This window comes from Streptomyces sp. Xyl84 (assembly GCF_059731885.1).
Genome location: NZ_AP029182.1, coordinates 3,520,126 through 3,536,170, shown reverse-complemented (window position 1 = coordinate 3,536,170; position 16,045 = coordinate 3,520,126). Strand labels below are relative to the sequence as shown.

The following is a 16,045-nucleotide window of genomic DNA, read 5'->3' as shown; positions in this document are numbered from 1 at the left end:
CGGGGGTGGTCATGCCCGGACGGCCGGTGCTGGTGGGGCCAGCCTTGCGCATCGGAACGGTGCGTTCCCATAGGACTACGCAGAGTTGAGCAGAGCTATACAGGGCCTTTCTTTGCCTTTTGCAATAATTGCACCAAGCAAGGGTCCGGAAAGCTATGTTTCGGCTCGCTTCCGGCTGGGCATGCTCCGTCGGCCACGGCCGTGCAGCGCGACCGCGGCGGGGACGGCGGTGAACACCGACGAGTACGTCCCGACGGCGAGCCCGACGAGCAGCGCGAGCGCGAAATCGGCCAGGGAGTCCCCGCCCAGGACGGCCAGAGAGCAAAGAATGAGCAGGGCGCCCGTCCCGGTGTTCACGGTCCGGGGCAGCGTCTGCACGACCGCCAGATCGGCGAGGCGGTCCAGCGGCGCCCGGGGCTCGCGCCGCACCAGTTCCCGCACCCGGTCGAAGACCACGACCGAGTCGTTCACCGAGTAGCCGATCACGGTGAGCAGCGCGGCCAGGAACACCCCGTCCAGCGGCTTGCCCAGCCAGGCGAAGACCCCCACGAGGACGACCACGTCGTGCGCGAGGGCCACGACCGCCGCCGTGCCGAACAGCCACCGGAAGCGGACCGCGAGGTACAGCAACTGGGCGCCCAGGGCCACCGCGAGCGCGATCAGGGCGTCCCGGCGCAGCTCCGCGCCCAGGCTCGGCCCGATCAGCTCGTCGCGCACGGTCCGCGCACCCCCGCCCAGCGAGGCGACGGTCCGCTTCACCCCGGCCGCCTCGGCGTCGGTCAGCTCCCCGGTGCGCACGGTCAGCCCCCGCTCCCCGGAGGACTGCACGACCGCCCGGCCGAGCCCCGCGCCGGCCAGCGCGGCACGGGCGCGCTCGGGATCCACGGCCCGCACGGTCTCGTACGCGATCATCCGGCCGCCGGTGAACTCGACGCCGAGCTGCGGGCCGCGCACCAGGACGCCCGACCCGGCGAGCACCAGCACCACGCCGGACACGGCCAGCCAGCGGCGCGGCCGGCGCATCAGCCGCGGCGCCCGCCGCACCAGCTCGTCGCGCACCCGCCCTGTGGTCGCCAGCCCGCTGGCCGAGGGGCGGCGGCGCACCCACCGGCGGCCGACGGCGAAGTCGGCGAGCACCCGGGTCACCACCAGCGCGCTCACCATGGACGCCAGGACACCGATGCCGAGCGTGACGCCGAAGCCGCGCACCGGACCCGAGGCCAGGAAGAACAGCAGCCCGGCCGCGATCAGCGTGGTCACGTTGGAGTCGGCGACGGCGCTGAAGGCGTTGCGGAACCCGGCGCTCAGCGCCGAGCGGACGGTGGGCCGCTGCCGGGAGGCGTACTCCTCCCGGGCACGTTCGAAGACCAGCACGTTGGCGTCCACCGCCATGCCGATCGCCAGCACGAAGCCGGCCAGGCCGGGCAGGGTCAGCGTGGCACCGAGCGCGGCCAGGGCGGCGTAGGAGATCAGCCCGTACGAGAGCAGCGCCACCGCCGCCAGGACGCCCATCAGCCGGTACATCACGACGATGAACAGCGCGGTCAGCGCGGTGCCGACGGCCGCGGCCCAGGCGCTCGCCGTGATGGCCCGCGCGCCGAGGGTCGGGCCGACGGTGTGCTGCTCCACCGTCTCGACCGGCACGGGCAGGGCGCCGCCGCTGACCAGCAGGGCCAGTTCGCGGGCCTCGCGGTCGCCGAAGGAGCCGGTGATCTGTGTGGAGCCGCCCGTGATGCCCGTGCCGCAGCCGACCGAGGGATCGACCTGGGGTGAGGAGATGATCCGGCCGTCCAGCACGATCGCGACCCGGCGCGCGGGGTCGCCGGCCGGCCGGCACGCGGCCCGGCCGGTCAGCTCCGCCCAGCGGCCCCGGCCCGCCCGGTCGAAGTCGACGGTGACGTGCCACCCGGCGCCGCTCTCCGCGTCGAACCGGGCGTCGGCGCCCCGCACGTCCTTGCCGGTCAGGGCGGGCGCGGCGAGCCGCAGCCGCTGCCCGGACTCGTCGGGCAGGACCTGTTCGCCGGCGGGGGCACCGGCGGAGGGGGGCGCGGTGGTGCCGGGCGTGCCGGTGCCGGCCGGGCCGAGGACCGGGTGGAAGGTCAGCTGGGCGGTGCGGCCCAGCACGCCCGCCGCCTCCTTCGGGTCCTGCACACCCGGCAGCTCGACGATGATCCGGTGCGCGCCCGAGCGGACGAGGGTCGGTTCGGCGACACCGAGCGCGTCGACCCGGCCGCGCAGCACCTCCAGGGTGCGGTCGGTGGCCGCGCGGCCGGCCTCGGCGGTCGGTGTGGACCGGGTCTCCAGCACGATCTGGGTGCCGCCGCGCAGATCGAGTCCGAGACGGACGGGCACGGTCAGGGTGATGTACAGGGACACGGCGACGACGGCGAGGGCGAACAGCGCCCTCACCCGGGCGGAGCGGATCAACGGATGCCTCCGGCGGCACGGAAGGGGTGAGTGGAGCGAGGGGTCAGGTGCCGGAGGGTGCGGGCGGGGCGCGGTCCCGGCCGGGGACCGCGGGGGCGGGGGAGGCGGCGGCGGGAGCACGGGACGGCGGGGCGCGTCCGGGGCCCGGCGCGGGGACCGCGGTGACGGGAGCGGCGGTGGCCGGGTGGCCGGGAGCGGCGGGACGTTCGCGCTGCGGCTCGGGCCGCGGCCCGGCGTGGAGGAGGCAGGCGGTGGGACAGGGGGTGGTGGCGCGCGGGGCGGTGTCGCTGCGGGGGCTGTCGGTGTGCGGGGCGGGGGCGGCAGTGTTGCGGGGGTCGCCGGTGTGCGGGGCGGGCGTGTTGCGGGGGTCGCTGGTGTGCGGGGCCGGGACGGAGACGGACACGGAGCGGTGTGCGGTCGTGCCGTTCGCCGCGCCGGCCGGGACGGAGACGGACACGGAGGGGTGCGCGGCCGTGGCGGCCGCCGGGTGCGCCGTGGCCGGCGCGTCCGCCGCGAAGGCCCGGAGCACGGACGGCAGGATCAGCAGGACGGCCGCCAGCAGGGCGAGGAGCGCCGGGGCGGCGGTGCGTGACACGCGGTGCATGCGCCGTTCCCCTTCCTGCGGGCCGGTCGGTGGCGGTCGAACCCGGGACCCCGGCCGGGGAGTGGCGGCCGGGATCCCGGGTGGTCGTGGGGGTGGCGGCACCCGGCCGTACCGGGGGCGGCCGCGCACCGGTGCGGCGGTCAGGGCTCGACGAGTCCGGCGCGGATGGCGTACCGCGTGAGTTCGAGTCGGTCGCGCAGGCCCAGTTTGTGCAGCAGGTTGGCGCGGTGCCGCTGGACCGTCTTGACGCTGATGAACAGGAGGCCGGCGATCTCCTTGGAGGAGTGGCCCTCCGCCACCAGCTTGAGGACCTCCTCCTCGCGGGGGGTCAGGACCTGGTCGGGGGTCTCCTCGCCGTGCCGGACCCGGTCCAGGTAGTTGCGGATCAGCGCGGTCACCGCGCCCGGGTACAGGAACGGTTCGTCGCGCATCGCGGCCCGGCAGGCGGCGACCAGATCGCGGTCGGCGACCGACTTCAGCACGTAGCCGCAGGCGCCGGCCTTCAGCGCCTGGAAGAAGTACTGCTCGTTGTCGTGCATCGTGAGCATGAGGATGCGCAGGTCCGGCTTGAGGGAGGCCAGTTCACGGGTGGCCTGCAGACCGGTCAGCCGGGGCATGGCGATGTCCAGGACCGCGAGGTCGACGTCGTGCGTGCGGGCCATCTCGATGGCCTCCGCCCCGTCGCCGGCCTCGGCGACCACTTCGAGGTCCGGTTCCTGGTCGAGGATGAGCCGCACGCCGCGCCGGACCAGCGCGTGGTCGTCGGCGAGCAGGATGCGGACGGGTACCGGGGCGCGGCCGTCGCCGGTGCGGGGGCGTGCGGGCCGGTCGCCGGGCACGGGGGCGGGAAACCGGTCGTCGGGCAGGGGCACGGGCATGGTCAGGGTCGCTTTCCGGGGACGGGCGCGGTGAGCCGGACCCGGGTGCCGGGGCCGCTCGCGGGGCTGGTGGCGCGCCGCGGGGCGGTGGCGCCCGCCGGACCGAGGGCGTCCACCGGGCTCGGGGGGCCGGCCGGGCGTACGGCGCCCACCGGCCCCGCGGCGGTCGCGGGTGCGGTGGTCGCGGGGCGGCGTGCGGCGTCCGCCGGGCGCGCGGTGCCACCGGGTCCCGGGGCGGCCGCCGGGCACGCGTCGTCCGCCCGGCCGGTGGCGTCGCCGATGTCCAGGGCGGCCCCGATGAGCAGGGCCCGCTCGCGCATCCCGCGGATGCCGGCCCCCTCGCAGGCCGTCCTGATGCCGCGCCCGTCGTCGGTGACGGCCAGCACCACGGCGCCCTCGGTGCGGCGGAGGCTCACCTCGACGCGCTCGGCCTCCGCGTGGCGGGCGGCGTTGGTCAGGCTCTCCTGGGCGACCCGGTAGAGGACCAGTTCGGTCTCGGGCTCCAGGGCGGGCAGGCCGGGGTCGAAGCGGCGTACGACCTCCAGTCCGGTGTGGGTGGCGAAGCCCGAGGTGAGCGAGGTCAGCGCGCTGATCAGGCCGAGGTCGTCCAGGACACCGGGCCGCAGCCGGCGCACCAGCCGCCGCACCTCGTCCAGGCTCTCCCGGGTGATCTCCCGGGCCTGGTGCAGCTCGTCGCGCAGCGGCGGCCCGGCCTGGTCGGCCGCCCGCTTGAGCGCCAGCAGGGTCGCGGTCATGCTCTGTCCCACCTCGTCGTGCAGTTCCTGGGCGATACGGCGCCGCTCGGCCTCCTGGGCGAGCAGGACCCGGGCGCTGCTGGTGGCGCGCTCCTGTTCCAGCCGGTCGAGCATGGCGTTGAACGTGCGGATCAGCTCGGCGACCTCGCCGCCGCCCGCGGCGGGCAGCCGCTGGCCCGGCCGCAGCAGGTCGACGGTGGTCATCAGCTTCGTCAGCCGGTCCAGCGGGGCCAGCCCCCAGCGCAGCAGTGCCGCGTTGGCGACCAGCATGACGACGAGTCCGCCGACCAGGATGACGGCCTCGGTCAGCACGACCGGTACGGAGACGGTCACCGGGGCCCACAGCAGCAGCGCGGTCGCCGAACCGAGCACCACGGCGTTGAGCCCGAAGATCCGCCAGAACAGCGACACCGGGGTCGTTCCTCCTCACCTGACGCGGCCCGCGCACCTGACGTGACCGGCGTGGCCTGTACTCCTCCACTGTCGGCCATCGCACGTCGCGGGCGGGCCGCGGGCCCTGTCCCGGTCGTCCTGTCCTGCCGTACGCCCTCCGCGGGGGCGTACGCCTTCCGTGGTGCCGCACGCCCGTCGGGGTGACGTGGTGACGTCGCGTGGTCGTGCCGTGGTGCCGTACGCCGTCGAGCCTCCCGCCTCCCCGGCGGGCGCGTCGATGGGTCGTGGCGCCCATTTCGCGGGGCACGCCCCACCCATGTCCGCCGGTCCGCCCGGTCCGGCCCGCCCGGTGTGGATCCCGCGACCCCCCGCAAATGGGTTCCGGGACCGATGGCCGCGGGCCGCCGCACCCGCCAGGCTGATGAATGCGCGCCCCCGTCCCCCTCCCCACCCTCCTTCGGAGAAAGGATCCGCCATGCCCTCCGACGCCGCCCGGACCGCACCCCGCCTCGAACGCCTCACCGCCGAGGAGGCCCGCCGGCGGCTCGAACACGCCCGGGGCACCCGGCTGGTCCAGCTCCAGGCGCTCACCGACACCGGACAGAGCGCGGACGACCACCTGATGTCCGCCCAGCGTGATGCCATCGGGCGGGTGCTCAAGGAGATCGACGCCGCCTTCGCGCGCATCGAGGACGGCACCTACGGCACCTGCGTGGCCTGCGCCGCACCGGTCCCCGCCGAACGCCTGGAGATCCTCCCCTACACCAGCCACTGCGTCGCCTGCCGGCGCGGGGCGGTCTGACCGCCCGCCGGCAGGCCCTGCCCGCACTCGTCTCCCGCCCTGCCCGAGGGGTGAACCGGTGAACCACCAGACCATCGCCGACCACGGCACACGACCGCCGCGCCGGACCCCGTCCTCCGGCGCGCCGCGCTCCGGTGCGCTGACCGCCGAGGACCTCGCCGCGCTCCGCGAGAACCTGCACGAGCAGCGCCTGTTCCGGCGGGAGCAGTTGGAGCAGATCACGGCCGCCGCGGTCTCCCGCGCGGACGCCCTGCTCGAGCAGCGGGCCGCCGCCCAGGTCGAGGTCCGCGTCCAGCTCGCCGCCTCCGCCCGGATGGTCCTGGCCGACGTGGAGGCGGCCCTCGCGCGCATGGACGACGGCAGTTACGGCGCCTGCCACCTGTGCCGGGGGCCGATCGCGCGCGAGCGCCTGGAGATAGTGCCGCAGGCGCGCTACTGCGCCCGCTGCCAGCAGGTCAGGGAGGCGGGCCGGTGACGCTGTCCCGCAGGCCGTGGCCGGCGCGCCGCCCGTGGCCGGTGCCCGGCCCCCGCTTCGGCGTCGCCCTCGACCTGGGCAGTGCCCGCACCCGGGCGTGGGTGGCCGGCCGGGGCCTGGTCCTGGACGTGCCGACGGTGACCTTCCCCGGTGCCGGGGCCGCGTACCCGATCCAGCGGGGCACGATCGTCGACACCCCGGGCACCGCCCGCATGCTGTCCCGGCTGCTCGCCCACCGGCTGCCCCGCTTCGGCCGCCCGCTGGTCGTGCTCACCGCGCCCGTGCTGGACGGCGTCGCCTTCCGTGCCCAGGCCCGTACGGCCGTGCAGGTGCTGCGCCCGCGCGGCGTCCTGACCGTCCCCGGCGCCCGCGCGGTCGCCCTCGGCGCGGGCGCCGACCTGTCCCGGCCGCTGCTCGTCGTCGACGTCGGCGCCCAGCTCACCGAGGTGGTGCTGCTGGCGGACGGCGCGGTCGTCGACGCGCGCCGCACCGCGCTCGGCACCGGTGACCTGGACACCGTCGGCCCGGCGGAGATCGGCGAGGCGGTGGCCGCCATGGTGAGCGCGATGGAGCGCCAGGACCGCACCACGCTCACCGCGGACGCCCTGCGCCGGGGCGCGCTGCTGGCCGGCGGCGGCGCCCTCCGCCCCGAGATCGTCTACCGCCTCACCGGCCGCCTGCACACCCCCCTCGTTCCCGTGGCGGCCCCGCACACGGCGGCCGTCCGGGGTGCGGCCACCCTCCTGCGATCGGCCCACGCCCATCCGTCGGCGGGCGGCCCCTTCCCGCTCCGCCGGCACCCTCGATGACGTCCCTCACGGGATCACGAGGGGCGGAGCGCCGGCGGTGTCTTCCCGGCCGCCGTCACCGGCCGCCTCGCCCGGATCCCTCACCGGGCCGCGCCCCGCTGCCGGTCCTGCGGGGGCCTCATGAGCGACTGACGGCAGCACCATGTTCTGGACGCGGCTCCGGACGCACCGGCCCGGTCCGGCTCGGCCGGGCCACCTGCCGGGCCCTGCCGTCCCCCTTCCGCGGTCACGGGTGCGGCCCCGGCATGGAGAAAGGGGTGAAGACTGCCGGGAACCGGCAATGCGCGGCGCGCCTGTACGCGGGCATGATGGCGCCAGGGGAGCACTACGGACGGTTTCCGGTGCCGGGACCCGGCAGTGCCGGGCCGCGCCGGGAACCGTACGGGGGAGAGGGGGGATTCACCTACGCGGCCGTCACGGCCGCAGGGGGGCCGCGCGGAGGGGGCCGTCCGGGTCCGCACCGCCAGGACGGCCGCCCGCGACCGGCCGCGCCGGGCACGGGAACCGGCACCGGAACCGGTCTTCGTACGCGGGAACCGGCACCGGCACCGGAACCGCTCTTCGGTCTTCGGTCTTCGTGCTTCGTGCGGGGAACGGACGCCGGAACCGGCCGCCGTACGGGGGACGGGCACCCGAACCGGCCGCCGTACCCGCGGACGTACACCGGAACCGGTGGCTCCGGCGGGGGCCGCGGGAACGGCCGCGGAAAGCGGCGCGCGCGGAGCAGGAACCGGGACCGGCGGCCGGGCGTCGATAGCTGACACCGAGACACCGGGCCCGCCGACCGGGTCCGAAGTCGCCGCCCGCACGCCACAACTTCGTTACTCCAGGGGACGTTTGCCATGGTTGTCATCGGCGCGCTCGTCGCGGCCATTCTGATACTCGTACTGCTCGCGCTGTTCGTCTTCTCCCGGCTGTTCCGCAAGGTGGAGCAGGGCAAGGCGCTCATCGTCTCCAAGACCCGCAAGGTCGACGTGACCTTCACCGGACAGGTCGTGCTGCCGGTGCTGCACAAGGCCGAGGTGATGGACATCTCGGTGAAGGCCATCGAGATCACCCGCTCGGGGCGCGACGGGCTCATCTGCCGGGACAACATCCGCGCCGACATCCGCATCTCGTTCTTCGTGAAGGTCAACAAGACCGCCGAGGACGTCATCAAGGTCGCCCAGGCCGTCGGCACGGCGCGCGCCAGCCACCAGGACACCCTGCAGGAGCTGTTCCACGCGAAGTTCTCCGAGGCGCTGAAGACCGTCGGCAAGCAGATGGACTTCACCGACCTCTACACCAAGCGCGAGGAACTGCGGTACCACATCATCGAGTTGATCGGCGTCGACCTCAACGGGTACCACCTGGAGGACGCGGCGATCGACTACCTGGAGCAGACGCCGCTGTCCCAGCTCGACCCGGCCAACGTCCTCGACGCGCAGGGCATCCGAAAGATCACCGAGCTGACGGCCGTCGAGCACGTGCGCACCAACGAGGCGCAGCGCACCGAGGAGAAGGAGATCACCCGGCAGAACGTCGACGCGCGCGAGACCATCCTGGAGCTGGAGCGCCGGCAGGCGGACGCCGAGATCAAGCAGAAGCGGGAGATCGAGACCTCCCGGGCCCGCGAGGAGGCCGAGACCGCCCGGGTCGTCGAGGAGGAGCGGCTGCGCGCCCAGAGCGCCTTCCTGCGCACCGAGGAGCAGCTCGGGGTGCAGCGCGAGAACCAGGCCCGCGAGGTCGCCGTCGCCGCGAAGAACCGCGAGCGGGTCATCGCCGTCGAGAACGAGCGCATCGAGAAGGACCGCATGCTGGAGGTCATCGCCCGCGAGCGCGAGACCCAGCTGACGAAGATCTCCGCCGACAAGGAGGTCGAGGCGGAGAAGCGGGAGATCGCCGAGGTCGTGCGCGAGCGGGTCGCGGTGGACCGCACCGTCGCCGAGCAGGAGGAGTCCATCAAGAAGCTGCGCGCCGTGGAGGAGGCGGAGCGCGAGCGGCAGGCGATCATCATCGCCGCCGAGGCGGAGGCACAGGAGAAGCTGGTCAAGGACATCAAGGCCGCGGAGGCCGCCGAGCAGGCCGCCACGCACCGCGCCGCCGAGGAGCTGACCCTGGCCGAGGCCCGGCTGAAGTCCGCCGATCTGGAGGCCCGCGCCAAACTGCGGATGGCCGAGGGCATCCAGGCGGAGGCCGCCGCCGAGGGACTGGCCGCCGTGCAGGTCCGCGACAAGGAGGCCGAGGTCGTCGAGAAGACCGGCCGCGCGGAGGCCGGGGCCACCCAGGCGCGGATGCTCGCGGAGGCCGAGGGCACCCAGGCGCGGCTGCGGGCCGAGGCCGAGGGCGCGCAGGCCAAGGCGCTGGCCGAGGCGACCGCGATCGGCGAGAAGCTGAAGGCGGAGGCGGCGGGCCTGACCGAGAAGGCGGCGGCGATGGCCGCCCTGGACGAGGCCTCGCGCGGTCACGAGGAGTACCGGCTGCGCCTCCAGGCGGAGAAGGAGATCCGGCTCGCCGGGCTCGACGTGCAGCGCCAGGTCGCCGAGGCGCAGGCCACGGTGCTGGCGACCGGCCTGGAGAACGCCGACATCGACATCGTGGGCGGCGACTCGGTCTTCTTCGACCGGCTGGTGAACGCGGTCTCGCTCGGCAAGGGCGTCGACGGGTTCGTCGAGCACTCGGGGACGGCGCAGGCGCTGGCCGGGCCCTACCTGGACGGTTCGGCGAGCCTCGCCGACGACCTGGGCCGGATCCTCGGTTCGGTCTCCACGGCCGACGTGCAGAACCTGACCGTGTCCGCACTGCTGATGAAGCTGATGAACTCCGGCGGCACGCACGCCGGCCGGTTCCAGCAGCTCCTGGACCGCGCGGGCGAACTGGGCCTGGCCGACACCCCGGTCACCGCCCTCGCCGTCAACGGCACCGCCCGGGCCTGACGGTCCAGGGGGCCCGGCGCAGCCGCCGTACGGGGGTCGGCGGCTGCGCGGGGCCCACGCTCCCCACCATCCCGAGCCTTCGAAGGGACGCACGTCCATGGCAACCGCCCAGCAGCCGGGTCCGTACGGCGCCGTGGACAGCGGCACCTACGAGGTGCTGCGCGACCGGCTGGCCGCCCAGGCCGCGGAGCTGGCCCGCGGCGCCGAACAGCTCAACGCCCGCCGGGCCGCGGAGTTCGGCGCCACCCGGCTCGGCCTGACCGGCACCGGGCGGCTGCGCACCGAGCACCCGAGCGTGCCCCGGGACGTCGTCGCCGTCGGTGACCGGCTGCTGTTCGGGTACAACGGCGCGCACGCCGGTCCGGACGACGGCACCCGGCCCGAGCCCCGGATCGGTGACGTCCTCGCCCTGTACGACCGGGACCTGGAACCGCTGCCCGAGGACGCCGTCCCCGGCCTGCTCGACGACCCGGCGTTCGTACGGGAGTTCGCGGCCCTGCACCGCTACTACCGGCAGGCCCGGCTGCTGCGGCTGCACCGGGTCGAGGGACGGCTGCTGGCCGTCTTCGGCACCGGTGAGAAGGCCGGTGACATCCGCGTCCTGCGCTGGAACCTGACCGGTGACGGGCGGGCCGCCTTCCTCGACGCGCGCGGCGAACGCGACCACGTGCTGCCGCCCGCCCACGACTTCACCTGGACCGAGGCGACCCGCGAGGACCACCGCCTCGGCCGCCACCCGCACGTCGCGGTCGCCGGCGAGATCTACGTCTCCACCGTCGGCGGCACCCTCACCGTCAAGACCGAGGACGACACCGAGACCGGCGAGGGCGTCCACAGCGAGCCGGTGGACGAGCCGCTGCAGGCGCTCGCCGACGCCGAGATCGCGCACGCGCGCGTCGGCGCGCTGATCCTGCTGCGCGTCCGCCCCTACAAGGAGGACGCCCACCGCCACCTGGTCTTCAACACCCTCACCCGCTCGGTCGTCCGCCTCGACGGCATCGGCCGGGCCTGCCGCCGCCTGCCCGAGGACCAGGGCATCGTCTTCCCCGGCGGCTACTGCCTGGCCACCGGGGCGTACAAGACGTACGAACTGGACACGAGCGGCCTGGAGTTCGAGCGCGAGGTGCGCTCGCCCTACGGCGAGGACGTGCTGTACGCCTTCCACGCGCCCGCCGAGGGACGCGGCCTGCTGCTGTCGTACAACACCATCCGCGAGGAGGTCGCGACCCCGCTGACCTGCCACGGCTGGGCGCTGTTCGAGGACGGCGCACTGCTCGCGCTGCGCGCGGACCCGGCGGGCACGGCCCCGGAGCCGGCCCGGGTGCACCCGATCCAGCGGTGGACCTCCCCGTACGTCTCGGACACGCACGCCGCCGCCACCGCGGGCACCGGCCCCCTGGCCCGCGTCGGCAACGCCGACCTGGTGCGCGGCATCTCCGACTGCCTGTCCATCAGCCGCGCCGTCGCCGAGACCACACCGACCGTGGAGGTGTACGAGGCGCTGGCCGCCGCCTGCGTGCGCGCCGCCGACACCCACCACTGGCTGGGCGAGACCGGCCTCGGGGACCTGCGCACCCCCCTGGAGGCCGTACGGGCCACCGCCGAGCAGGTGCTGGGCGAGTTCCGCACCGTGCGGGACCTGACCCGGCGGGCGGCCGAGGCGCTGGAGGAGGCGGCCGAACGGCTCGCCGCCGTGGTGCGGCGGCTGCGCGGCGAGGCACCGCGCGGCGCCGCCGCCTGGGTGAGCGGCCTGACCGAACTGCGCCGGGCCCAGGGGCACCTGCTCACCCTGAAGGAGATGCGCTACGCCGACACCGCCCGCATCGACGAACTCGCCGCCGGGGCCGAGAGCGACCTCGCCGCCTTCGGCAAGCGGGCCGTGACCTTCCTCGCCCGCGAGGACGCCTTCGCCGACCACCTCCGGGACGTCGGACAGCTCGCCGCGGACGCCGGGGCGATCGAGTCCGTGGCCGCGGCGCGGCCGGTCGCCGCCCGGCTCGACGACCTGGCGGGCGCGCTGCGCACGGTCACCGAGGTCGTCGCGGGCCTCGACATCGGCGACGCCACCGTGCGCACCTCGGTCCTCCAGCGCGTCGCCGGGGTGCTCGGCGGGGTCAACCGTGCCCGCGCCCTCCTCGACGCCCGCCGCCGGGAGCTCGGCGAACGCGAGGGCCGCGCCGAGTTCGCCGCCGAGTTCGCGCTGCTCGGACAGGCCGTCACCGGCGCGCTGGCCGCCGCCGGCAGCCCCGAGGCGTGCGACGAGCAGCTGTCGGGCGCGCTGGCGCGGCTGGAGGACCTGGAGTCCCGCTTCGCCGAGTACGACGACTTCCTCGGCGAGCTGACCACCAAGCGCACCGAGGTCCACGACGCGTTCTCCGCCCGCAAGCAGGCACTCCTGGACGCCCGCGCCCGCCGTGCCGGACAGCTAGCCGAGGCCGCCGGCCGCATCCTGCTGACGGTCGCCCGGCGCGCGGCCACCCTCGCCGACGCCGACGCGGTCAGCACCTACTTCGCCTCCGACCCGATGGTCGCCAAGGTCCGCCGCACCGCCGCCGAACTGCGCGAGATCGGCGATCCGGTACGGGCGGAGGAACTGGACGGCCGGCTCAAGGCCGCCCGCCAGGAGGCCGGCCGGGCGCTGCGCGACCGCACCGACCTGTACGACGACGGCGGCCGGACCGTCCGCCTGGGCAGCCACCGCTTCGCCGTCACGACCCAGCCCCTCGACCTCACCCTGGTCCCGGACGGCGACGGCCTCTCCTTCGCGCTGACCGGCACCGACTACCGCTCCCCGGTCACCGGCCCCGGCGCCGCCGCGCTGCGCGCGTACGCGGACCGGCAGCTCCCCTCGGAGTCACCGGAGGTCTACCGCGGCGAGTACCTGGCCGCCCGGCTGCTGCGCGAGCACGGCCCGGCCGCGCTCGCGGCCGCCGACGACCTGCCGGGGCTGGTGCGCCGAACCGCCGAGGAGGCCTACGACGAGGGGTACGAGCGGGGCGTCCACGACCACGACGCCACGGTCGTCCTCACCGCCCTGCTCCCGCTGTACGAGCGGGTGGGCGTGCTGCGCCACGAGCCCGCCGCCCGGGCCGCGGCCCAGTTGTTCTGGGCCCACGGCACCGCGCCGGACGCCCGCGCCGCCTGGACCCGGCGGGCCCGCTCCCTGGCCCGCGCCCGCGACACGTTCGGCCCGGCGGCGGCGGGCGCCGTGACCGAACTGGAGGAGGAACTGGCGCGGGCGATCGGGGCATGGACGGCCGGGGCCGCTGCCGCCCGCACGGACGGGTGGAGGCCCGCCCCGGGCGAGGACGCCGGGGCCGGCGGCGCTCAGGGCCGGGGGGACGGGCTCGCGCAGGCGGCCGGCGGGGGGCCGGGGGCGTTCGGCGGAGGCGGCCCCGGGACTGCCGGTGAGCGGCCGGACGCGCACCCCGCCGGGGACGTGGACGGCGCCCGGGAGGCGGCGCGCGCCGCCGCCGCGTACCTCTTCGAGGAGCTGACGACCGGCCCGGACGGCTTCGCCGTCGCCGCTGCCACCCGCACCCTGCTGGACAAGTTCCGCCGGACGGTGGGCGGTTCGGCCTACGACGAGGACCTGGCCGCGCTCGGTGACCTCGCCGCGCGCCGCCAGCTCGCCGGGGCGTGGCTGTCGGCGTACGCCGACTCCACCGGTACCGAGGTCACGGCCGGGGACCTGGCCGAGGCGGTGGCCGCCGAGCTGTGCGCGGACCTGCCGCGCTACGAGTGCGACGCCTCCCCGGTGACCGTGGCCGAGGGCCTGCTCGGCACCCACCCGCGCATCCACGGCCGCTCCCTCGCGCTGCGGATCGACGAGTTCCTGGCCCGCACGGACCGTTTCGCGCGCGGTGACGTGCCCGCCTTCCGGGCGCACCAGCGCCGGCGTGCCGAACTGGTGGCGGCCGAGCGCGCGCGGCTCCGGCTGGACGAGCACCGCCCGCGTTCCCTGGCGGCCTTCGTCCGCAACCGCCTCATCGACGAGGTGTACCTGCCGCTCGTCGGCGACAGCCTGGCCCGCCAGATCGGCACCGCGGGGGAGGACAAGCGGACCGACACCGGCGGTCTGCTGCTGCTCGTCTCCCCGCCCGGCTACGGCAAGACGACGCTGATGGAGTACGTCGCCGACCGGCTGGGCCTGATGATGGTGCGGGTCAGCGGCCCGGCCCTCGGCCACGCGGTCACCTCGCTCGACCCGGCCGAGGCCCCGAACGCCACCGCCCGCCAGGAGGTCGAGAAGATCAACTTCGCGCTGGCGGCGGGCAACAACACGCTGCTGCACCTGGACGACATCCAGCACACCTCACCCGAGCTGCTGCAGAAGTTCATCCCGCTGTGCGACGCCACCCGCCGCGTCGAGGGCGTGCGCGACGGCGAGCCGCGCACCTACGACCTGCGCGGCAAGCGCTTCGCGGTCTGCATGACCGGCAACCCGTACACCGAGTCCGGCGAGCGCTTCCGCGTGCCCGACATGCTCGCCGACCGCGCCGACGTGTGGAACCTCGGTGACGTGCTCACCGGCAAGGAGGACGTCTTCGCGCTGAGCTTCCTGGAGAACGCGCTCACCGCGAACCCGGTCCTCGCGCCGCTGGCCGGCCGCGACCGCCAGGACCTCCAGCTGCTGGTCCGGCTGGCGCAGGGGGACCCGGCGGCCCGCGCGGACCGGCTCGCGCACCCCTGCGCCCCGGCCGAGCTGGAGCAGATCACGGGCGTGCTGCGCCACCTGCTCGCCGCGCGGGAGACGGTCCTCGCGGTGAACGCCGCGTACATCGCCTCCGCCGCCCGCTCGCAGGAGACGCGTACCGAGCCGCCGTTCCGGCTCCAGGGTTCGTACCGCACCATGAACAAGATCGCCCAGCGGCTGCGGCCGGTCATGAACGAGGCCGAGGCGGCCGCCGTCGTCGAGGACCACTTCACGGCCGAGGCGCAGACCCTCGCCACCGGGGCGGAGGCCAACCTGCTGAAGCTGGCCGAGCTGCGGGGCACGCTCACCGGGGAGCAGGCGGAGCGCTGGGCGGCCCTGAAGGCCGCGTACGCCCGCAGCCGGGCGCTGGGCGGCCCCGCCGAGGACCCGCTGGTCCGCGCGACCGCCGCCCTCGGCCTGCTGGCCGACCGCTTGGCCGCCGTCGAGGCGGCCCTCACGGGCGGGACGGCTCACCCGGGCGGCGCGGCGCACCCCCGGCACGCGGCGGCCCCGGCCGCGGGGGCCGGGGCCGGGAACGCGGCCGGGGAAGCCGCTCAGGGCGTCTGAGCGGCGAGCAGCGGGCGCAGCGCCCCCGCCCGCAGGCGCTGCACCAGCGGGGTGCAGTACCGGAAGGCCAGCAGCACGACGAGGACCGAGACGAGGCTGCCGACCACGGCACCGGCGGCGACGTCGTGCGGGTAGTGGGCGCCGACGTAGACCCGCGAGACCCCCATCACCACGGCGGCGAGCAGCGCGATCGAGCCCAGCCACCGGCTGACGATCAGCAGCGCGACGGCGAAGGCGAAGGCGACCGTGGTGTGGTTGCTGGGGAAGGCGTAGTCGTCCACCGGGGGGCACGCCTCGATGAGGAAGTCGTGCGGCAGGGCCCGGCAGGGGCGGGGCTCCACGAAGACGTCCTTGATGCCGGTGTTGGCGACGTAGGCGATGACGACGGCGAACGGCGTCGCCAGTACGGCGGTCATCACCGAGTTCCCCTGCCGCCGGGCGCCCCACCAGGCCGCCAGCAGCAGGACCACGAAGACGCCCATGCCGATGGAGGAGTAGGCGGCGGCCGTCCCGTTCAGCCAGTGCGTGTGGCGGGCGAAGTCGGTGACGTCGGTGTAGAGGCCGCCGTCGATGGACGCGCCGTCGAGCGCAAGGGCGGTCGGGGAGGAAGTCGTCATCAGGTGGATCTCCGGGCCAGGTTCTCTAGGGCGGGAGCGCCGCGGTGAACGCTCGTGGGTGCAGGAGTGGAATCCTCGTGAAGTCGGGTTGTCCGACAGATGAACGT

Annotated in this window: 10 protein-coding genes; 5 read left to right on the top strand and 5 right to left on the bottom strand. The window is 75.5% G+C overall.

Annotated features, from left to right (window positions below; genetic code table 11):
- Window positions 1-153: 153 nt before the first annotated feature.
- The 4 genes from secD to AC6I72_RS15285 form a co-directional block, all read right to left on the bottom strand.
- Complete coding sequence (gene secD, locus AC6I72_RS15300; protein WP_498001352.1) at window positions 154-2,427, bottom strand: protein translocase subunit SecD; 2,274 nt, start codon at window positions 2,425-2,427, stop codon at window positions 154-156.
- A 43-nt stretch (window positions 2,428-2,470) separates the two neighbouring features.
- Window positions 2,471-3,031 (bottom strand): hypothetical protein, encoded by a 561-nt coding sequence (locus tag AC6I72_RS15295; RefSeq protein ID WP_498001351.1) that lies wholly within the window; start codon window positions 3,029-3,031, stop codon window positions 2,471-2,473.
- Window positions 3,032-3,171: 140 nt separating this feature from the next.
- A complete protein-coding gene (locus tag AC6I72_RS15290; RefSeq protein WP_498001349.1) occupies window positions 3,172-3,909 on the bottom strand; it encodes a response regulator in 738 nt (245 codons plus the stop codon).
- Window positions 3,910-3,911: 2 nt separating this feature from the next.
- On the bottom strand, window positions 3,912-5,075 hold the full coding sequence (locus tag AC6I72_RS15285) for a sensor histidine kinase (RefSeq protein ID WP_498001348.1): 1,164 nt from the start codon (window positions 5,073-5,075) through the stop codon (window positions 3,912-3,914).
- 457 nt (window positions 5,076-5,532) lie between these two features.
- On the opposite strand from AC6I72_RS15285, the gene AC6I72_RS15280 reads away from it, so the two are divergent.
- The 5 genes from AC6I72_RS15280 to AC6I72_RS15260 all read left to right on the top strand — a co-directional run bounded on the left by AC6I72_RS15280 (window position 5,533) and on the right by AC6I72_RS15260 (window position 15,321).
- A complete protein-coding gene (locus AC6I72_RS15280; protein ID WP_498001347.1) occupies window positions 5,533-5,859 on the top strand; it encodes a TraR/DksA family transcriptional regulator in 327 nt (108 codons plus the stop codon).
- Between the two features lie 58 nt (window positions 5,860-5,917).
- Window positions 5,918-6,334 (top strand): TraR/DksA family transcriptional regulator, encoded by a 417-nt coding sequence (locus tag AC6I72_RS15275; protein WP_498001346.1) that lies wholly within the window; start codon window positions 5,918-5,920, stop codon window positions 6,332-6,334.
- Window positions 6,331-7,143 carry a rod shape-determining protein gene (locus AC6I72_RS15270; RefSeq protein ID WP_498001345.1) on the top strand — a complete coding sequence of 271 codons (813 nt, stop codon included), beginning with the start codon at window positions 6,331-6,333 and terminating at the stop codon, window positions 7,141-7,143. Before AC6I72_RS15275 ends, AC6I72_RS15270 begins: the two co-directional genes overlap by 4 nt.
- An 842-nt stretch (window positions 7,144-7,985) precedes the next feature.
- Complete coding sequence (locus AC6I72_RS15265) at window positions 7,986-10,058, top strand: flotillin family protein (protein WP_498001344.1); 2,073 nt, start codon at window positions 7,986-7,988, stop codon at window positions 10,056-10,058.
- 97 nt (window positions 10,059-10,155) lie between these two features.
- On the top strand, window positions 10,156-15,321 hold the full coding sequence (locus AC6I72_RS15260) for a DNA repair ATPase (protein WP_498001343.1): 5,166 nt from the start codon (window positions 10,156-10,158) through the stop codon (window positions 15,319-15,321).
- Here AC6I72_RS15260 and AC6I72_RS15255 read toward each other — a convergent pair.
- A complete protein-coding gene (locus AC6I72_RS15255; protein ID WP_498001342.1) occupies window positions 15,309-15,938 on the bottom strand; it encodes a phosphatase PAP2 family protein in 630 nt (209 codons plus the stop codon). The two genes, AC6I72_RS15260 and AC6I72_RS15255, sit on opposite strands and share 13 nt — an antisense overlap.
- Window positions 15,939-16,045 lie beyond the last annotated feature (107 nt).